20 protein-coding genes are annotated in these 19,219 nt (G+C 62.0%); 8 read left to right on the forward strand and 12 right to left on the reverse strand.

What is annotated here, in order from left to right; translation table 11 throughout:
• Positions 1-13 precede the first annotated feature (13 nt).
• The 7 genes from hpaH to ACIPQ1_RS11700 form a co-directional block, all read right to left on the reverse strand.
• Positions 14-817 (reverse strand): 2-oxo-hept-4-ene-1,7-dioate hydratase, encoded by an 804-nt coding sequence (gene hpaH, locus ACIPQ1_RS11670; protein ID WP_186707411.1) that lies wholly within the window; start codon positions 815-817, stop codon positions 14-16.
• A gap of 12 nt (positions 818-829) precedes the next feature.
• A complete protein-coding gene (locus ACIPQ1_RS11675) occupies positions 830-2,134 on the reverse strand; it encodes an MFS transporter (RefSeq protein WP_186730908.1) in 1,305 nt (434 codons plus the stop codon).
• A 52-nt stretch (positions 2,135-2,186) separates the two neighbouring features.
• Entirely contained in the window at positions 2,187-2,579 is a 393-nt protein-coding gene (locus ACIPQ1_RS11680) for a 5-carboxymethyl-2-hydroxymuconate Delta-isomerase (RefSeq protein WP_250964125.1), read from the reverse strand.
• A gap of 45 nt (positions 2,580-2,624) precedes the next feature.
• Positions 2,625-3,482 (reverse strand): 3,4-dihydroxyphenylacetate 2,3-dioxygenase, encoded by an 858-nt coding sequence (hpaD, locus tag ACIPQ1_RS11685; protein ID WP_411384569.1) that lies wholly within the window; start codon positions 3,480-3,482, stop codon positions 2,625-2,627.
• A gap of 195 nt (positions 3,483-3,677) precedes the next feature.
• Positions 3,678-5,138: a 5-carboxymethyl-2-hydroxymuconate semialdehyde dehydrogenase gene (gene hpaE / locus ACIPQ1_RS11690; protein ID WP_446534125.1), complete on the reverse strand. Its 1,461-nt coding sequence runs from the start codon at positions 5,136-5,138 to the stop codon at positions 3,678-3,680.
• Between the two features lie 5 nt (positions 5,139-5,143).
• On the reverse strand, positions 5,144-5,914 hold the full coding sequence (locus ACIPQ1_RS11695) for a fumarylacetoacetate hydrolase family protein (RefSeq protein WP_446534126.1): 771 nt from the start codon (positions 5,912-5,914) through the stop codon (positions 5,144-5,146).
• Positions 5,911-6,588 (reverse strand): fumarylacetoacetate hydrolase family protein, encoded by a 678-nt coding sequence (locus tag ACIPQ1_RS11700; protein ID WP_250965691.1) that lies wholly within the window; start codon positions 6,586-6,588, stop codon positions 5,911-5,913. Before ACIPQ1_RS11700 ends, ACIPQ1_RS11695 begins: the two co-directional genes overlap by 4 nt.
• 185 nt (positions 6,589-6,773) lie before the next feature.
• Here ACIPQ1_RS11700 and hpaA point away from each other — a divergent pair, with 185 nt between their 5' ends.
• Together hpaA and hpaR are read left to right on the forward strand one after the other, a co-directional pair.
• A complete protein-coding gene (gene hpaA, locus ACIPQ1_RS11705; RefSeq protein WP_446534127.1) occupies positions 6,774-7,679 on the forward strand; it encodes a 4-hydroxyphenylacetate catabolism regulatory protein HpaA in 906 nt (301 codons plus the stop codon).
• A gap of 269 nt (positions 7,680-7,948) precedes the next feature.
• Positions 7,949-8,371 (forward strand): homoprotocatechuate degradation operon regulator HpaR, encoded by a 423-nt coding sequence (hpaR, locus tag ACIPQ1_RS11710; RefSeq protein ID WP_186707419.1) that lies wholly within the window; start codon positions 7,949-7,951, stop codon positions 8,369-8,371.
• A gap of 267 nt (positions 8,372-8,638) precedes the next feature.
• Here hpaR and ACIPQ1_RS11715 read toward each other — a convergent pair whose 3' ends face one another.
• Entirely contained in the window at positions 8,639-8,887 is a 249-nt protein-coding gene (locus ACIPQ1_RS11715; RefSeq protein ID WP_446534128.1) for a phage infection protein, read from the reverse strand.
• A 517-nt stretch (positions 8,888-9,404) separates the two neighbouring features.
• Here ACIPQ1_RS11715 and ACIPQ1_RS11720 point away from each other — a divergent pair.
• The 3 genes from ACIPQ1_RS11720 to ACIPQ1_RS11730 are packed head-to-tail and all read left to right on the forward strand — an operon-like array spanning position 9,405 to position 12,312.
• On the forward strand, positions 9,405-9,965 hold the full coding sequence (locus tag ACIPQ1_RS11720) for a TRAP transporter small permease (protein WP_446534129.1): 561 nt from the start codon (positions 9,405-9,407) through the stop codon (positions 9,963-9,965).
• The gene (locus tag ACIPQ1_RS11725) at positions 9,962-11,242 is read left to right on the forward strand and encodes a TRAP transporter large permease subunit (RefSeq protein WP_250965687.1); all 1,281 of its coding nucleotides are present in this window, start codon (positions 9,962-9,964) and stop codon (positions 11,240-11,242) included. Before ACIPQ1_RS11720 ends, ACIPQ1_RS11725 begins: the two co-directional genes overlap by 4 nt.
• A gap of 50 nt (positions 11,243-11,292) precedes the next feature.
• Positions 11,293-12,312, forward strand: a complete 1,020-nt coding sequence (locus tag ACIPQ1_RS11730; protein WP_411384575.1) for a TRAP transporter substrate-binding protein — start codon at positions 11,293-11,295, stop codon at positions 12,310-12,312.
• Between the two features lie 357 nt (positions 12,313-12,669).
• Here the strand turns inward: ACIPQ1_RS11730 and ACIPQ1_RS11735 are convergent, their stop codons facing one another.
• Together ACIPQ1_RS11735 and ACIPQ1_RS11740 are read right to left on the reverse strand one after the other, a co-directional pair.
• The gene (locus ACIPQ1_RS11735; protein ID WP_411384576.1) at positions 12,670-13,461 is read right to left on the reverse strand and encodes a transporter substrate-binding domain-containing protein; all 792 of its coding nucleotides are present in this window, start codon (positions 13,459-13,461) and stop codon (positions 12,670-12,672) included.
• 67 nt (positions 13,462-13,528) lie between these two features.
• Positions 13,529-14,155 (reverse strand): TetR family transcriptional regulator, encoded by a 627-nt coding sequence (locus ACIPQ1_RS11740; RefSeq protein ID WP_250965684.1) that lies wholly within the window; start codon positions 14,153-14,155, stop codon positions 13,529-13,531.
• A 141-nt stretch (positions 14,156-14,296) separates the two neighbouring features.
• Between ACIPQ1_RS11740 and ACIPQ1_RS11745 the strand changes: the two genes are divergently transcribed.
• A complete protein-coding gene (locus ACIPQ1_RS11745; RefSeq protein WP_446534130.1) occupies positions 14,297-15,523 on the forward strand; it encodes an arabinose transporter in 1,227 nt (408 codons plus the stop codon).
• Positions 15,524-15,569: 46 nt separating this feature from the next.
• Positions 15,570-16,439, forward strand: a complete 870-nt coding sequence (locus ACIPQ1_RS11750; protein WP_411384578.1) for an SDR family oxidoreductase — start codon at positions 15,570-15,572, stop codon at positions 16,437-16,439.
• A gap of 122 nt (positions 16,440-16,561) precedes the next feature.
• Here the strand turns inward: ACIPQ1_RS11750 and ACIPQ1_RS11755 are convergent, their stop codons facing one another.
• Together ACIPQ1_RS11755 and ACIPQ1_RS11760 are read right to left on the reverse strand one after the other, a co-directional pair.
• Positions 16,562-17,194 carry a response regulator gene (locus ACIPQ1_RS11755; protein ID WP_186730920.1) on the reverse strand — a complete coding sequence of 211 codons (633 nt, stop codon included), beginning with the start codon at positions 17,192-17,194 and terminating at the stop codon, positions 16,562-16,564.
• Positions 17,195-17,223: 29 nt separating this feature from the next.
• Positions 17,224-18,585: a cache domain-containing protein gene (locus ACIPQ1_RS11760; RefSeq protein WP_411384579.1), complete on the reverse strand. Its 1,362-nt coding sequence runs from the start codon at positions 18,583-18,585 to the stop codon at positions 17,224-17,226.
• Between the two features lie 233 nt (positions 18,586-18,818).
• Here ACIPQ1_RS11760 and ACIPQ1_RS11765 point away from each other — a divergent pair.
• The coding region (locus ACIPQ1_RS11765) for a carbon starvation CstA family protein (RefSeq protein ID WP_446534131.1) at positions 18,819-19,219 on the forward strand (401 nt) is incomplete at its 3' end.

A 19,219-nucleotide genomic window follows, 5' to 3' on the forward strand; every position in this document is an offset into this window, starting at 1 on the left:
AGGTGGTCTCCGATCAGACGAAACGGCAGGCGATGGAACCGAGCATGTCGTAGTCGACATGGAAGGTATCGCCGGGGTTGGCGGCCACGGGGCGGGTGAAGGAACCGCCGAGGATGATCTGTCCCGGTTGCAGGGTGACGTCATAGGCCGCCAGCTTGTTCGCCAGCCAGGCCACGCCTTTGGCCGGGTGATTGAGCACCGCCGCCGAGACGCCGGATTCTTCGATCACGCCGTTGCGGTAGAGCACCGCCGGCACCTTGCGCAGGTCGATCTCGGTCGGGCGCACGGCACGACCGCCCATGACCACCCCGGCATTGGCGGCGTTGTCGGAAATGGTGTCGAAGACCTTGCGGGTCGCCTTGGTCTGTGGGTCGACCTGCTGGATGCGCGCATCGATGATTTCCAGCGCCGGGATCACCCATTCGGTGGCGTCGAGCACGTCGAACACCGTTACGTTCGGGCCTTTCAACGGCTTGCCGAGGATGAACGCCAGCTCCACTTCCACCCGTGGCACGATGAAGCGCTCGAACGGGATGTCGGTGCCTTCATCGAAAAACATGTCGTCGAGCAGCGCGCCGTAGTCCGGCTCGGTGATATTCGACGATACCTGCATGGCCCGGGAGGTCAGGCCGATCTTGTGGCCGACCAGCTTGCGCCCGTCCTTGATCTTTTGCGCGACCCAGGCGCGCTGGATGGCGTAGGCGTCCTCAAGGGTGATGGCCGGGTGGTCGAGGGAAAACTGTCGCACCTGCTCACGGGTGCGTTCGGCCTGGTCGAGGCGCGCGGCGGCTTGCTGGATGAAAGTCTGGTCAAGCATGGCAAGGGTCTCTTATTGAGGATTGACGATGGCAGCCCGGGTGCGCAGCACCAGCAAGCCGCCAAGGGCGATGAGCAGGGCCAGCACGTACAGGGCGAGGCTGGCGCTCTGGGTGGTGTCGCGCATCCAGCCGATCAGGTAGGGCGCGAAGAATGAGGCGATGCTGCCGAAGGAGCTGATCAGCGCGATGCCGGCGGCCTGGGTGCCGTTGGACAGGAAGGCTGGCGGCAGTTGCCAGAACATCGGCAACGCCGCACTGGCGCCCATGCCGGCGACGATCAGGCCACTGAGCACCAGGGTCGGGTTGCCAGGGGACAGCCCGGCGACCGCGATGCCCAGCGCGGCCATCAACAGCGGCACGCACAGGTGCCAGCGGCGTTCGCGATGGCGGTCGGAGGAGCGCCCGCAGCCGATCATGAAGAAGCAGCCGGCCAGGTAGGGCACCGCGCTGAGCAGCCCGACCTTGCCGTCGCTGCCGATGCCGGCACCGTGGATCAGGGTCGGCATCCAGAACGCCAGGGTGTTCACCGCCAGCATCACGGCGAAGTACACCGCCACCAACAACCAGACTTGTGGGTTGTTGAGGATCGCCGAGAACGAGGTGATGGATTTGCGCTGCTCTTCAAGGCTCAGTTGTTCGCGCAGCTGTTGCTTGGCCTGGGGTGTCAGCCAGTTGACCGCCTCGAAACTGTCCGGCAGGCACTTGAGCACAACCAAGCCGAGCAGGATCACCGGCAGCCCTTCGATGACGAACATCCACTGCCAGCCGCGCAGGCCGCCAAGGTCATGGAAATGCTCGAGAATACCGCCGGACAAGGGCCCGCCAATCACCCCGGCCATTGGCACCGCGATAGCAAACAACGCCGTCACCTGGGCCCGGCGCCGGGCCGGATACCAGCGGTTGAGAAAGACCAGGATGCCGGGAAAGAAACCGGCCTCGGCCACGCCCAGCAGAAAGCGCAGCACGTAGAAACCGGCGGCGCTTTCGATGAGGAACATGCCGGTGGACAAGGCGCCCCAGACTACCATCAGGGTAGCGATCCAGCGCCGCGGGCCGACCCGGTCCAAGGCCATGTTGCTGGGCACGCCAAACAGCGCATAGGCGATGAAGAACAGGCCGGCGCCGAAGCCGTAGACCGTGTCGCTGAACTGCAGGTCGGCGCTCATCTGCATCTTCGCGAAGCCGATGTTGATGCGGTCCAGGTGGGCGAAGAGGTAACAGACCAGCAGCAGCGGCATCAACCGCCAGGTGATGGTGGCATGGGTGCGGTCGTGGGCGATGGTGCCGACAGTGTCGGCGGTATTGGCTGTGCTCATGATCTTGTACTTTTTGTCAGAGAGGCCGATGGGGAGGGCGGGGCAGATGGATTCAGCTGGCCTGGCCCTTGAGGAAGGCGTGGACGTTGTTGGCCTTGAAGTTGAGTTGTTCGTGCAGCTCGATCATCTCGAACGACAGGGCCAGCAGGCGTTGGGCCTGGAGTTCGGCGAAGTGCGCGGTGATGACCTCGAAGAGTTTTTCCGCGACTTTCTGGCGGGTGGCCAGGTCGCGACCATGGCCGACTTTCAAGGTCATGTGCACGAAGGCGTAGTCATGCTTGCCGTCGGCCATGCGCCAGGTGTCCAGGCGTACGCCGCGGCTGCGGATACCGCCCAGGGGGAACACGCCGCTGTCGCCCAGCACGGCATGGACCTTTTCAAACAGGCCGGGGAGGTCGGCTTGGCGTTCGATGTTGTCGGTGTATTCAACGATGAAATGCGGCATGAACGGCTCCTTCAGGCCGCACGGGGACGCCGTGCGGCCGGGGTGTCAAACAGGGAAGACAGCGTTGATCTGCCCGGTGCCGGAGCTACCGAACGGCTCGGTGATGATTTCGGCAGGCTTGTCGTAGTCCGGCCCGCCGAGCAGCCCAAGCAGCATCGCCGTGTCGTGCATCTTGCCTTCGCCAAAGCAGTGTTCGGCGTAGTCCGGGAGCATGGCGCAGAACTCTTTCCATCGACCCTGGCGCCACATCTCGACGACGTGCAGGTCGACCTGCTTGTCGAACTCCCGCGTCCAGTTGTGGATGTTGGCTTCGGCGTTGCGATCATCGGAGAAACGGTGGGACAACGAACCGGACGCCAGCACCAGCACCTTGCGATCGCTTTTCTCGATGGCCCGGCGCACCGCGGCGCCAAAGGCGAAGCTGTCTTGCAGGCGATGCCAGGCGCACCAGGCGGCAATGGACACGACGTTGAATTTCTGCGCTTGGGGGACATCCATGTGCATGTAGCGCATGGGCACCAGCGTGCCGTATTCCAACTCCAGGCTTGGAATGTTGTGGGCCAGGGTGCGCACATCCACGGCATTGGCCTCGGCGGCGATCAGTTCGCCCAGTTCCGGCGCGCCTGCGTATTCGTACTCCATGTTCTTGATGAAGTGCGGCAGCTCGTTGCTGGTGTAGACGCCCTTGAAGTGCTCGCCGCTGTTGACGTGATAGGCGCTGTTGACCAGCCAGTGCACGTCGAACACCACGGCTGTGTCGGCGCCCAGCTCACGGGCGCGACGGCCGATTTCCTTGTGGCCGGCAATCGCGGCGGCGCGGCAACCGTGGTGCTTGCCGGGCAGCTCCGACAGGTACATCGAGGGAACGTGGCAGATTTTCGCAGCCAGGACGACTTCGCCCATGATGATTCTCCTGAAATGTTGTTCTTGTTGAATCTCGGGACAGCGGGTGAATCAGGTTTTGTCGATGAGCGCTTGTGGCGAGGGAGCTTGCTCCCGCTGGGCTGCGAAGCGGCCCCATTTTTTTGCGATCGCCGCGCAATCGAGCGGGAGCAAGCTCCCTCGCCACGGAGTCATCGTCGCCAATGAGGCTTGGGCCTATACCCCCCACCGCGGTATGTGATGACTGCCCATGGAGATGCAAACGTTCTTGATCTCGGCAAACACTTCGAAGCTGTACTGTCCACCTTCGCGGCCGGTTCCGGAACCCTTTACGCCGCCGAAAGGCTGGCGCAGGTCGCGCACGTTCTGGCTGTTGATGAACACCATGCCGGCCTCGATGCCGTGGGCCAGGCGATGGGCCTTGCCGATATCCTGGGTCCAGATGTACGAGGCCAGCCCGTATTCGGTGTCGTTGGCCAGCTGCAAGGCTTCGGCTTCGTCCTTGAACGGGATCAGGCACACCACCGGGCCGAAGATTTCTTCCTGGGCGATGCGCATGTTGTTGTTGACGTCGGCGAACACTGTCGGCTGGATGAACTGGCCGCGGCTCAAGTGGGCCGGCAGGTTGGCCGGGCGCTCCAGGCCGCCGGCCAGGAGGGTGGCGCCTTCTTCGAGGCCGATCTTGATGTAGCCGGTGACCTTGTCGTAATGGCTCTGGGTGATCATCGAGCCGACCTGGGTCTTCGGGTCTTGCGGATCACCGACGATCAAGCGTTTGGCACGGGCGGCGAACTCGGCGACGAACTGCGGGTAGACGCTTTCCTGGATGAAGATCCGACTGCCAGCGGTGCAGCGTTCGCCATTGAGGGAAAAAATCGTGAACAACGCGGCGTCGAGGGCCCGTTCGAGGTCGGCGTCTTCGAAAATCAGCACCGGCGATTTTCCACCCAGTTCCATCGAGTACTTTTTCAACCCGGCGGTCTGCATGATTTTCTTGCCGGTGGCGGTACCGCCGGTGAAAGAAATCGCCCGCACGTCCGGATGACGCACCAACGCATCGCCGGCCGTGGCGCCATAACCCTGGATCACGTTCAACACGCCGTTGGGAATGCCGGCCTCGACCGCCAGGCGACCCAGCTCGTTGGCGGTCAACGGCGACAGCTCGGACATCTTCAGCACGGCCGTGTTGCCCAGCGCCAGGCATGGCGCGGTCTTCCAGGTCGCGGTCATGAACGGCACGTTCCAGGGCGAAACCAACGCGCAGACACCCACCGGCTGGTACAGGGTGTAGTTGAGCATCTGATCGTCGACCGGGTAGGTATGGCCGTCCATTCGCGTGCAGACTTCGGCAAAGAAATCGAAGTTGTGGGAAGCGCGCGGAATCAGCACGTTCTTGGTCTGGTGGATCGGCAAACCGGTGTCGAGGGTTTCCAGTTCGGCCAGCTTCGGCACGTTCTGCTCGATCAGTTCTCCGAGCTTGCGCATCAGCCGGGCGCGTTCCTTGGCCGGGGTGTTGGCCCATTTTGGAAACGCTTCCTTGGCGGCCGCGACCGCTTGGGCCACTTCCTCGGCACCGCCGCTGGCGACTTCGCCGATGGCCTCCCCGGTGGCCGGGTTGTAGTTGACGAAGACGTCTTTGCTTTCGACCTCACGGCCATTGATCCAATGTTTGATCATGCTGCTCATGCCTCTTTACGGGATGCGAAGAACTCGGCTTCGCTGACAATTCGATTGACCAGGCGACCGACGCCTTCTACTTCCACCACCACTTCGTCACCGGGCACCACGTCCGCCAGGCCTTCCGGCGTGCCGGTGGCGATCATGTCGCCGGGTTGCAGGGTCATGAAGCTGGACAGGTATTCGATCAGGTAGGGGATGTCGAAAATCATGTCCTTCGTGCTGCCTTCCTGGCGCAGCTCGCCGTTGATCCAGGTGCGCAGCGTCAGGTTGCTCGGGTCCGGCACATCGGCCACATCGACGATCCAGGGGCCGACGGGCGTGGTCGCGTCACGGTTCTTCACCCGCAGGTTGGGGCGGTAGTAGTTTTCCAGGTAATCGCGGATCGCATAGTCGTTGCACACGGTGTAGCCGGCCAGGTAGTCCAGCGCATCCTCGCGCTTGACGTTGCGCGCGGCTTTGCCGATGACCGCCACCAGCTCGCACTCGTAATGCATGTAGGCGACATTGTCGGGACGCCAGGTTGCCTGGTTGTGGCCGGTGTAGGTGCCAGGCGACTTGATGAATGCCAGGGGTTCGGTTGGCGGCTTGAACGCCAGTTCGGCGGCGTGATCGGCGTAGTTCAGGCCCAGGGCGAACATGCTGCCGGTGGCCGGTGGCAGCCATTGGACCTGGTCCTCGGCCAGCAGGCGACCGTCGGCCAGGCGTACGGCGTTGTGGGCTTCAACGATGACGGCGTGATCCTGCCCTTCAAAACGAATGCGCGCGTGTTTCATGAACCTGCTCCTGTTTCCTTGGCCACGACGGTATTGACCAGGCGACCCAGGCCGCTGATGGCCACTTCGACACGATCGCCGGGCAGCACATCGACCCGTCCCTCAGGCGTGCCGGTGATCAGCACATCGCCGGCATGCAGGGTCATGAACTCGCTGATCTCGGCAATCAATTGGGGAATGTTGCGCACGAAGTTGGCCGTGCTGTTTTGCTGGCGCACCTCGCCATTGACGTACAGCGTGATCGCCAGGCTGTGGGGGTCGGCCACCTGGGCGCTCGGCACCAGTTCCGGACCGATGGCGCAAAAGCCGTCCCGGCACTTGGCCTTGACGGCGGGGCGGTAATAACTGTCTTCCGGGAGACTGAATTCATTGATGATGGTGTAGCCGGCCACGTAGTCCATGGCCTCGGCGGCGCTGACGCGGCTGGCCGATTTGCCCATCACCACGCCAAGGGCCGGTCCTGGTTGCAGCGTTTCGCCGCCACCTGGGTGAACCACATCGGCGTCGTGCCGGTTGCGGGTATTGGGCGTCTTGATGAACAGCACGGGCTTGAGCGGCGGCTTCTGGTAGGGCGGTTGCTCGAACTCGGCGAGGCGCTGTTTCAGCAGCCCCTGGTAGTTCAGCGCGACCCCGAACAGGGTGCCGGTCGCGACGTCATGCAGGGCACGGCTCATGCTTGTCTCCTGGCGATGGCAGAGTGATGTGGGCTCTGCGGTTATTGTTAATGTGTTAACAGTTATAATTAAGATGTTAACTATCGTCAAGCGTGACAGAATGACCGGCACTGGTTGCCTTGCCGGATTCGGTGCAGGATGAGGGCGGCAGGTACCTGAATCAGAATAAAAACGAGCACTGCGTGATGACCGACCGCCAGCCGATCCCGAACATCAACATTGGTCAGGTGTACGACCAGCGCTACAGCGACGCCGAAGTGCATTACGACCGGCTCGCCAACCTGGCGGGTTTTTTCGGTCGCAACATGCCGGTGCACCGCCACGACCGGTTCTTCCAGGTGCATTACGTCAAGAGCGGCACCGTGCGGGTCTACCTCGATGACCAGCAATACGTTGAATCCGGCCCGATGTTCTTCCTCACCCCGCCGACCATTCCCCATGCCTTCGTGACCGAGGCCGACAGCGACGGGCATGTGTTGACGGTGCGCCAGCAACTGGTGTGGCAGTTGATCGACGCCGATCCGAGCCTGGCGCCGGCTGGCGTGCAACTGCCGGCCGCCTGCGTGGCCTTGGCGCAACTGGGGCCTGGGCATGCGGGGGAGGTGCGGCGGTTGGAATACTTGTTCGAGGAACTGAGCGAGGAGGTGGTGGCGGGGCATCCGGGGCGCGGCGCGGCGCTGGATGGGTTGACGCGTTTGATCATGATCAGCCTGCTGCGGCTGTGTTCCAATTCCCTGCAAGCCAGGCCCGCGCGGCATGAAGACCTGAAGATCTTCCACCGCTTCAACGAGCTGATCGAGGCCCATTACCTGCAGCATTGGCCGCTGTCGCGCTACGCCGAAGGCATCGGCGTGACCGAAGCGCGCCTCAACGACGTGTGTCGACGCATCGCCGATTTGCCCTCCAAGCGGCTGATCATGGAGCGGCTAATGCAGGAGGCCAAGCGCCTGTTGTTGTTCACCGGCAGCTCGGCCAATGAAATCTGCTACCAGTTGGGTTTCAAGGACCCGGCGTATTTCAGCCGCTTTTTCCAGCGTTACGCCCAACTCACGCCGGGGGAGTATCGCCAGCGGCAATCGGGGTTGCGCTGAAAACGCAGCCGTACTTTATGTAGATAGTCCCGTGGCCAGAGATTGCTCCCGCTGGGCCTGTAGGAGCTGTCGAGCGGAGCGAGGCTGCGATCTTTCTCAAGACACTTGGATCTCAAGCGAAAGATCAAAAGATCGCAGGCTTCGCCAGCTCCTACAGAGCCGAGCGGGAGCACGCTCCCTCGCCACAGAAGCTCCCGAGAGACTTTGCTTCTTGCGACAGCCTGGAGACGACACTAAGCTGCCGACTCGCCCATTCACACAGTTCGAACATGGCCAACCCCAGACCTTCTTTGACCCTGACCCTGTTGCAAGCCCGCGAAGCGGCGATGGCTTTTTTTCGTCCGGCGCTGAACCAGCATGACCTCACGGAACAGCAGTGGCGAGTGATCCGCATCCTCCATCAGCAAGGTGAGTTGGAAAGCCACCAGCTCGCCCATCAGGCCTGCATTCTCAAGCCGAGCATGACCGGTGTGCTCAGTCGCCTGGAGCGTGACGGGTTGGTGCGTCGACAGAAATCCAGCCAGGACCAGCGTCGGGTCTTCGTGGGCCTGACCGAGCGTGGCCAGCAGTGTTTCGTGTCCATGAGCGAGGGCATGGAAAGCAACTACCGGCGGATCGAAGAGCAATTTGGCGAGGAGAAGATGCAGCAATTGCTCGCGTTGCTCGGTGAGTTGAAGAACATCAAGCCATGAGGCTTGAGGCTTGAGTTTTGGGCCAGTAAGGCTTGAGCTTCTCAGCTTCTCAGCTTCTCAGCTTCTCAGCTTCTCAGCTTCTCAGCTTCTCAGCTTCTCAGCTTCTCAGCTTCTCAGCTTTTGAGCTTTTGAGCTCTTGTGGCGAGGGAGCTTGCTCCCGCTCGACTGCGAAGCAGTCGCAAAGCTCACCTGAACGAGTGGGAGTGGGCAGGGGGGCTGCTACGCAGCCCAGCGGGAGCAAGCTCCCTCGCCACAGAAGCGCTTCCTTCACACCGGGCTGCGTTCACGCAGCTCCTGCAACCGATCAGCCCCACCCTCGGCCACACGATTCTGGCTCAAACGATCAGAGCCACCCTCGGCCACACGATTCTGGCTCAGGCGATCGGAGCCGCCTTCGGCCAGTTGATGCTCAGCCTGGGCCGGGTCGTTCTTTGCCGAGGCAGCGTTCGCCAGGCCGACACCGCCAACCAGTGCCAGGGCGATTGCCAAGGACGACAGTTTCGAGAAATTGAACATGGTGATTCTCCTTGCGTTTGATTGAGTAGATCCGTGGCAGCGAAGGTGTTGCTGTCCGGTGATCACAGTTAAACGCGCAGATGTATCGACGATGTGTGCGAGGCGGGGGCGAAATCTGTCGTTTCGTATCAAGCCGTGCTTCCTATACAGAGCGATACAAATCCTGTTGAGGCATGGGGAGGCGAGGCGCTGCCGAGTGCTCGACGAGCTGAAAAACCGCGAATTGTCTGGTCGATAATCGCACGCTTTGCGGTGTATCCCTGCGTGGGTTATTGACCAAACTAACCGGGTGGTACATTTTAGCGGCACCTGTCTTGTCCCACGTGACCGAGACCATAATAAAAATAGAGGAACACCCCATGGCAGTCCGTCTGCGAGCGTCCCGCGCCGCCTCCTTGATCCATCTTTCAAGTGCACCGTCCAGCCTTCCAGGTTTGATTCGCTAGCGACCCACGTTGTTGCGGTCTTATCGCGCCAGCGGGATGTTGGCGCTCGACAAGCCTCGGAGTTCTTCAAGATGACAAAAGTCGTGGATCTGTATTTCAAGCTGCTGAAGCTGCTGATCGTGGTGTGCATGGTCGCGATGATCGTGCTGGTGTTCGGCAATGTGGTGCTGCGCTATGCCTTCAACTCGGGCATCAGTGTGTCGGAGGAGCTGTCGCGCTGGTTCTTCGTCTGGATGATTTTTCTCGGCGCCCTGGTGGCGCTCAAGGACCGTGCCCACCTGGGCATGGACAGCCTGGTCAAGCGCTTGCCGGCGGCAGGCAAGCGTATCTGCCTGGTCATCAGTCACCTTTTGATGTTGTACATCTGCTGGCTGATTTTCAGTGGCAGCTGGCAACAGGCAGTGATCAACCTGAATGTCGCCGCCCCGGCGTCAGGCTTGTCCATGTCGCTGTTCTACGGTGCCGGCCTGGTGTTCGGCGCCAGTGCCGCAGCGATCCTGCTCTACGAACTCTACCTGGCACTGTTCGGCAAGCTGGGGGATGACGAATTGGTGATGGTCAAGGACAGCGACGCAGAGCTGATCACCCCTAACGCCGCCGCCCCTGGCCCCATCAAGAGTATCCGCCCATGACGCTGGTTATTTTTCTCGGGTCCCTGATCGGCAGCATGGCACTGGGCATGCCCATCGCGTTTGCCTTGCTGGTGGTCAGCGTGGCGTTGATGGTTTACCTGGACCTGTTCGACGCGCAAATCATTGCCCAGAACCTGCTCAACGGAGCGGACAGTTTTCCGCTGATGGCCGTGCCGTTCTTCATGCTGGCCGGCGAAATCATGAACGTCGGCGGGCTGTCCAAACGCATCGTCAATATCGCCATGGCGCTGGTGGGGCACAAACGCGGCGGTCTGGGTTACGTGGCGATCATTGCCTCTTGCCTGCTGGCGTCGCTGTCCGGTTCGGCCGTGGCCGATGCGGCGGCACTGGCGGCGTTGCTGGTGCCGATGATGGTGTTGGCCGGGCACAATCGAGGACGCTCGGCTGGCCTGATCGCCGCCGGTAGCATCATTGCGCCGGTCATTCCGCCGAGCATTGGCTTTATCGTCTTTGGCGTGGCGTCCGGGGTCTCGATTTCCAAGCTGTTCCTGGCTGGTATCGTGCCGGGGTTGATGCTGGGGGCTTCGCTGGCCGTTGCCTGGTGGTTCATCTCCCGCAGCGAGAACGTCGAGACACCGCCCAAGCGTTCCCGTGCCGAAGTGCTGCGCACGTTGCTCGACGGCAGTTGGGCGATGGGCCTGCCCTTGATCATCATCCTGGGCCTCAAGTTCGGCATCTTCACGCCTACGGAAGCCGCGGTGGTCGCGGCGGTCTATTCGTTGTTCGTGTCCCTGGTGATCTACCGGGAGATGAAAGTCAGCCAGTTGTACGAAGTGATCCTGTCCTCGGCCAAGACCACCTCGGTGGTGATGCTGCTGGTGGCGGCGGCCATGGTTTCGTCGTGGCTGGTGACCATCGCCGACCTGCCGGGCCAACTGGCAGAGCTGCTGGCGCCGTTCATGGACAACCAGACCCTTTTGCTGCTGGTGATGATGGTACTGATCATCCTGGTGGGGACGGTGATGGACATGACCCCGACCATCCTCATTCTCACCCCGGTGCTGATGCCCGCCGTCATCCAGGCGGGGATCGACCCGGTGTATTTCGGCGTGCTGTTCCTGATCAACACCGCCATCGGCCTGATCACGCCGCCCGTAGGCACGGTGCTCAATGTGGTTTGCGGGGTGGCGAAGCTGGACTTCGAGGAGATCGTTCGCGGGGTGTGGCCGTTCATGCTTGCGCAGTTTGTGGTGCTGTTCCTGTTGGTCCTGTTTCCGCAATTGGTCCTGGGGCCGTTGAAATTCTTCACCGGCTGACACCGGTGCTGTTAGCTCGACCTAAAAAACAATAACGATCGGAGAGTGACATGGGAAAACTGATGAAAACCCTGCTGGCCGGGGCGTGCGCGACGGGCTTGCTGTTGGGCAGCGTGGCCAGCCATGCGGATGAGATTCGCGAACGTACCCTGCGATTCGCTTTCCAGAACGTCAAGGAACACCCCCAGGGCCAGGGCGCGCAGAAGTTCGCCGACCTGCTCAGCGAGAAGAGCGGTGGCAAGATCAAGGTCCGCCTGTTCCCCGGCGGTACGCTGGGCGGTGACGTGCAAACGGTGTCGGCGTTGCAGGGCGGCACCCTGGACATCACCGTGCTCAACTCCGGCATCCTGGCCGCCCAGGCCCCGGATTACGCCATGCTCGATTTCCCGTTCCTGTTCAACAACGTCGAGGAAGCCCATGCGGTCATCGATGGGCCGGTCGGGCAGAAACTGGCGGCGCAACTGGACAGCAAAGGGCTGGTAGGGCTGGGGTATTGGGACCTGGGTTTTCGCAACCTGACCAACAGCAAGCACCCGGTGACCAAGCTGGAAGACATGCAAGGCTTGAAACTGCGTGTGATCCAGTCGCCAATCTATCTGGAAACCTTTACCGCCCTGGGCGCCAACCCAGTGCCGATGGCGTTTCCCGAGGTCTACACCGGCCTTGAGCAGCACACCATCGACGGTCAGGAAAACCCTTTCACGGTGATTGAAGGCAACAAGTTCTACGAGGTGCAGAAGTATCTTTCCGTCACCGGGCACATCTTCAATCCGCAGTCGTTGATCATCAGCCAGAAGACCTGGAACCGCCTCAACGACGATGAAAAGGCAATGATTCGCGCGGCCGCGGCCGAGGCGCAGACATTCCAGCGTGAAGTCACGGCGGCGAGCATGGACAAGGCCAAGGCGACGTTGGCCGCTGCGATGACCGTCAATGAAATCAGCCCAGCCGAGAAAGATCGCATGCGTGAGCGCGTGCAGCCGGTGATCGACAAGTTCGCCAAATCCCTGGATGGCGACCTGGTGAAAGCAATGTACGACCAAATCGCCAAGGTGCGGGCGGCGCAATGAGGTGAATGGGCCTGACACCAGCGTCAGGCCTGAACAGATCCAACCCTGTGGGAGTGCTCCCACAGTTGTTTTGGGGTGGACTCAGGATTTGCATACGCCGCAGATTTCCTGTGGGAGCGAGCCTGCTCGCGATAGCGGAGTGTCAGCCAAGATCAATGTGGCTGACCTGACGCCATCGCGAGCAAGCTCGGCTCCCACAGTTGTTTTGGGTGGAGTCAGGACTCGCATACGCCGCAGATTTCCTGTGGGAGCGAGCCTGCTCGCGATAGCGGAGTGTCAGCCAAGATCAATGTGGCTGACCTGACGCCATCGCGAGCAAGCTCGCTCCCACAGGGTTTTGTAGTTTTCTAGCGACGGTTACTGGGCGGCCGGAACGGCCAGCCACTGGCCAATCACTTTCTGGTAGCTGCCATTGGCCTTGCTCAGGTGCAGCCACTGGTCGACGTACATTTTCCAGGTGTTGTCATCCCGCGGCAGCAGGTAGGCCTTCTCGCCATATTGCAGGTAGCGAGTCGGGTTGACGGCGCACAGGCCGGGCTTGAGTTTTTGCTGGTAGAGCGCTTCGGACGCGTCGGTGATCATCACGTCGGCTTTCTTGTCCAGCAGTTGCTGGAAGATGGTCACGTTGTCGTGGAAGCTGAGCTGGCCGTTGGGCAGGAACGCCCGGACAAAGGCTTCGTTGGTGCCACCCGCCGGCTCGACAAGACGCACCGACGGCTGGTTCATCTGCTCGATGGTCTGGTAACGCTCCTTGTCTTCGCAACGCACCAGCGGGATCTTGCCATCCACGTCCAGGGTGCTACTGAAATAGGCCTTTTTCTGGCGCTCCAGCGTCACCGAAATCCCGCCCATACCGATGTCGCATTGGCCTGCAACCATATCCGGCATCAGGGTTTTCCAGGTGGTCTGCACCCATTGCACCTTGACGCCGAGGCTGGCGGCCAGTGAGCGCGCCATGTCGATGTCGATGCCTTCGTATTCGCCGGCTTGGGTTTTAAAGGTGTAGGGCTTGTAGTCGCCGGTGGTGCACACCTTCAGTTCGCCGCGCTGCTGGACCTGATCCAGCAGCGAGGGAGCCGGCTCGGCCAGGGCGCCGCAGGAGAGCGCCAACAGGCCACAGAACGTCATCGAGCTTGTTATGGTTTTCATAGGGATTGGACGTCTCGTAGCGGAGGGAAACAAGATCGGGGAGTGTAGTAAAAGTGCCGGCAGGCTGTCACTGCAGGCTTTCCAGGTAGGCGCAGAACATATCGGCCATGGCGTCGCTATACACGGCAACCTCCACGGGAGAGCGGGGCGCTGATGAAAAACGCTTGCCCACGGCGCCGAGCGTGGTGATGACCAAGTCTCCTGCCAGGGCCCGGGTTTGTGCAGGAGCGTCTGGCAAGGCTTGCAGCATGAAAGCGTCCACCGACTGTTGCACCGACATCCGCGCGGCCTGGTGCTCGGGGGCGTCGCGGTAGAGCGGTGCGGCGTCGTTGAGGGCGACGCGTATCTGGGCCTCGTCGCATTCGGACTGGATGAACGCCCGCACCAGGGTGCGCAGTCGCTCGAAGGGCGGCTTGCGGTTGTCTTCAAGAATCTCGCGCAGCATGTCGCTGGTTTGCCGCCATTCATCGCTTTGCAGGCGGAACAGGATCGCCGCTTTGTTCGGAAAGTACTGATACACCGAGCCGACACTGACGCCCGCTCGCTCGGCAACACGGGCCACCGTGAAACGTGCCGCACCCTGGGTCGCCAAAACCTGAACAGCCGCCTCCAGAACGGCGGCGACGAGCTCGGTGGAGCGTGCCTGTTTCGGCTGTTTGCGCGAGGAAATCTGCGGGCTTGGGCGTTCGGACATGCGGACGTGAACCTCGACAGGGAATGCGAATAGGAAATGCGACGGATTATTCGTATCTTGAATGCGACGAATTGATCGCATTCTAGTGGGATCCACAGGCCGCGTTCAACGTCACATCGCATCCTTTCCGTGGGTAGGGTTATGACTCAAGAAAATATTCATCTCGTTGCCTCTGCGGTGCCTCAGGCATCCCTCGGTGCCCATCCGGTGCTCAAGCTGTTGCCGCTCACGCTAACGGTCTTCATCGGTTTTCTCACCCTGGGCATGCAATTGCCGGTCTTGCCCCTTCACCTGCATGACACCCTGGGCATGGGCACCTTGGTGATTGGCCTGGTGGTCGGCGCGCAGTTCGCCGCGGCGTTGTTGTCACGAGCCTGGGCTGGCAATTTCGCCGACATGCGCGGTGGCAAGCGCGCGGTCATGGTTGGCCTGGTGACGGCGGCGGTTTCCGGGTTGGTCTATCTGCTTTCCCTGGCGTTCGTTGCCACGCCTGTGACCTCGGTCTGGCTACTGTTGGGCGGACGTGTGCTGCTGGCATTTGGGGAAAGTCTCATTATCACCGGTGCGCTGGGGTGGGGCATGGGACTGGTGGGCGCGCAGCATGCCGGCAAGGTCATGGCCTGGAATGGCATCGCCATGTACGGCGCCTATGCCCTGGGCGCTCCGCTCGGCGTGGCGCTGAATGGCGGTTGGGGGTTCACGGGCATTGCCGTCGCCACGGTGTTCGTCCCGCTGCTGGCGCTGCTGATTGTTTCAGGTGTGCGGGCGGTCGCCCCTACAGCGACCCGGCGGGCACCGTTCTACAAGGTGATGGGGGCCGTGTGGATGCCAGGCATGGGGTTGGCGTTTTGCAGCGTTGGTTTTGGGGTCATCACGGCCTTTATCGCGCTGTTGTTCGCGGCCAGGGCCTGGGGCGATGCCTCCCTGGCGTTCACCGCCTTCGGCCTGGCCTTCATCGGTGCGCGCCTGCTCTTTGGCCACCTGCCCGACAAGATCGGCGGGGCCCGTGTCGCCCTGGTTTGCGTGGTGATCGAAGCCGTTGGGCTGTTGTTGATCTGGGGGGCAGACACGGCGGCAATCGCCTACTTGGGGGCGGCGTTCACCGGCTTCGGCTATTCCCTGGCTTTCCCGGGCTTCGGGGTGGAGGCGGTGAAGCGTGCGCCGCCGCAGAACCGCAGTCTCGCCATGGGCGCCTATGTCGCTTTCCTCGACATCTCCCTGGGGCTCAGCAGTCCGCTGGCCGGGGCGTTGGCGGGTACCTGGGGCATCGGCGCGGTTTACCTCGGCGGGGCCGTGGCGGTGATGCTGGCCGTTGTCGTGGCGCTGGTGCTGTTGCTGCCGGGGGCCCAAGGCCGGCAGCCGGTTTGAGTCCGTCAGTGGTGTTCCTCGATAGGTTTTAACAGGAGTTTGAAACATGCATGTATTCGTTACCGGTGCCACGGGCTGGGTGGGGTCTGCCGTGGTCCAGGAATTGAGGGGGGCCGGCTATCGGGTCACGGGCCTGGCCCGTTCCGAGCACAAGGTCGCTGCGCTGGCCGCGACCGGCGCGAAGGTGGTCCGCGGCACGTTGGAAGACCTCGACGTCCTGCACCAGGCCGCCTCGGCGGCGGATGCGGTGATTCACACCGCGTTCAATCATGACTTCTCGCGGTTTGCCGAGCACGCTGAGCAGGACCGCCATGTCATCGAAGTATTGGGCAGCGCGCTGCAAGGGTCTGAGCGGCCTTTGCTGGTGACGTCCGGCCTGCTGGGCTTGACCCGAGGCGCGAGCGAACTGGAGGTGCCCAGCCCGGCTTCGCCGCGCAAATCCGAAACGGCGGCCCGGGCGCTGATGGAGCGTGGTGTGCGGTGCGCGACCGTACGCCTGGCACCCTCGGTCCATGGCCTCGGCGACTACGGATTCGTGCCTCTCCTGATTCGCCTGGCCCGGGAGACGGGCGTCTCGGCCTATCTCGGAGACGGCGGTCACTTATGGTCGGGCGTGCACCGGCTGGACGCCGCACGGGTCTATCGGCTTGCGCTGGAGCAGGGCGTGACGCAGTCGGTCTACCACGCCGTCGCCGACGAGGCCGTGCCGTTCAAGGCCATTGCCCAGGCGATCGGTCGTGGCCTGGGGTTGCCGGTCGAATCCCGGGAGCGCGAGCATTTCGGTTGGTTTGCCCACATGGCGGCGGCGAACATGGCGGTGTCCAGCGAATACACCCGTGCCTTGCTGGGATGGACGCCAAGTGGCCCGAGCCTGTTGAATGATCTTGAGTTGCCGGGCTATTACCACGCCGATTGAAATGAATAACCTGTGGCGAGGGAGCTTGCTCCCGCTGGGTTGCGCAGCGACCCCAATATTTTACGGTCGTTGCGCAACCGAGCGGGAGCAAGCTCCCTCGCCACAAGGGCTGTGCGGGGCCTCTAGCGGGAAATGATCCCGTGGTCGATCGCGTATTTCACCAGGGCCGCGGGTTTGTCGATGTTCAGCTTGCGGCGGATGCTCAGGCGATGGGTTTCGACGGTACGTACGCTGATGTCCAGTTCACGGGCCATTTCCTTGTTGTTCAGGCCCTGGACCATTTTCGCCAGCACTTGGCTCTCCCGTGGCGTCAGCTCGTTGTCGCTGTGCGGGTCGGTGGCGAGTCGCTGGGCGATCTCGGCACTGTAGAAGGTGCCGCCGCTGATGATGGCCTCGATGGCCGCGATGATTTCCCGCGATGGCGCGTTCTTGAGCACGTAGCCGCTGGCGCCGGCGCGTACGGATTCGCTCACGTACTCATAATTGTCGTACATGCTGAGGATGAGGATCTTGAGGCTGGGGTATTGCTTGCCCAGTAATCGGGTCAGCTCAAGGCCGTTCTTGTCCTTGAGACCGATGTCCATCAGCAGCAGGTCCGGTTGGCAGCGACCGACCATTTCGATCGCCTGTGCGCCGTTCTCGGCTTCGCCTACCACGTCCAGTTGCGGCATCACCGAGAGCAGGGCCCTGATGCCGTCGCGGACCAAGGAATGGTCATCGACCAGCGCGACGCGAATCACGGGAGGCAGGGTCATCGGCAAGTACTCTGGTTGGAGTGGGGGCATCAGCTTTGCGTGACCGAGAGGTTCATGGGCAGCAGGATGTCCAGTTCGCTGCGGCCTGGCACCGACGTCACTTCCAGGCGTCCGCCGAAATGCTCGACCCGTTCGCGGATGTTCCGCAGGCCGATGCCGGCATGGCCGCGTTCCACTTGCGGGACGTTGAACCCCATCCCGTCATCGACCACCGTCAGGCGCAGGGACTGGCTGGAGCCGAACAGGCTGATGCCGACGCTTTTCGCCCCGGCATGGCGCTCGATATTGGTCAGGGCCTCCTGGGCAATGCGAAACAGCGAGACGGGGGCGCCATTTTCCAATCGGCAATCGAATTCGTTGCTGCGGTAGGACACTTCCAGCCCGCTGCGCTGCTGGAACTCGCTGGCGAGTTGGCCGATGGCGGCGGGCAGGCCCAAGGTGTCGAGCAGGGAGGAGCGCAAGTCGTGGGAGATGCTACGGATCTCGCCGATGGCGTCGCCCAGCCGGTCGGTGGCGGTCTTCAGGATGCCCAGGCCGTTTTCCTGACCGTTCTCCAACACATGGCTGGCCAGTTCGAACTGGAACTTGATCGACACCAGCAATTGGCTGATGCCGTCATGCAGCTCGCGAGAAACCCGTGAGCGTTCTTCTTCCTGCAGGCTGACGATGCGCTGGTTCAGCCGCTGCAGCTTCTTGTCCGCCAGGCGATGTTCGCTGACGTTCAGGGTCATGCCTCCGGCGAATACCAGCAGGACCGCTACCAATGCGATGGCCGCGATGGCTTGCATGGTGGTGTGGATGCCATGGGCGACTTCGTCACGGGCTTGTTGGGTAGCGCGTTCGACATCCTCCAGGTAGATCCCCGTGCCAAGCGTCCAGCCCCATTTGTCGAGCCTCACGACGTAGGCCAACTTGTCGGTCACCTGGCCGGAGGAGGGCTTGTTCCAGGCGTAGCGCTGGAAACCATCGCCTGACTCGGCGCTCCTGATCAACGCCTGGATCACCGGCAGGCCCTTGGGGTCCTTCATGTCCCAAAGATACTGCCCGACCAATTCCGACTGGCGGGCATGCATGAGGCTGCGACCCTGGCGGTCATACACGAAAAAGTAACCGTTGATGCCGAAGCTGAGCTTGCGCAGTTCTTCCAGGACCTGCTGTTGCGCGCGCGCGTCGCCCTGGCCGTCGTCATACAGCGGGGCGATCAGGCTCTGCGCCATCTCGACATAGTTCTTCAGCTCGGCGCGCTTGCTCGCCAGGATGCTGTCTTCGATCAGTTGCGCCTGTTGATCGCCCAATTGGCGGTTGAGCGAGATCACCAGGGCGCAGATGACCGCGATGGCCAGGACCAGCGGCAAGATCCCGAGGGCGACGATTTTGTGTTTGAGCAGCATCTGTACTCCTGTCCGGGCTCGGCGGGGAGGCGAATGGCGGCATCATATGCCAAACCAGCCTGCCCGGCACAAACCTGTGGAGCGAGCTGGCTCCCACAGGGAGTTGGGGTTCTACGTAGTACTACGGATTTATTTATTGACCCGTTGCAGGGATATTGGGCCGGCTCCGAATAGCCGGGGCACACTATAAAAACAATCGCCGCAATCCACTGGATATCGGCAGGAGACACGCAATGACAACCCGTCTGGTTAAACACCTCGCCTGGTTTGCCGTGGCTGTTCTGGGAGCCTGTGCGTTGAGTGTCGTGGCCTTGCGCCGCGGCGAACCCATCAACGCCCTCTGGATCGTCGTCGCCGCCGTGGCCATCTACCTGGTCGCCTACCGCTACTACAGCCTCTTCATCGCCAACAACGTGATGCAACTCGATGCGCGCCGGGCCACCCCCGCCGTGCTCAACAACGATGGCCTGGACTACGTCCCGACCAACAAACACATCCTTTTCGGCCACCACTTCGCGGCCATTGCCGGCGCGGGGCCTTTGGTCGGGCCGGTGCTGGCGGCGCAGATGGGCTACCTGCCCGGCACGCTCTGGCTGATCGCCGGCGTGGTGCTGGCCGGTGCGGTGCAGGACTT

Source organism: Pseudomonas sp. LARHCG127 (assembly GCF_052871455.1).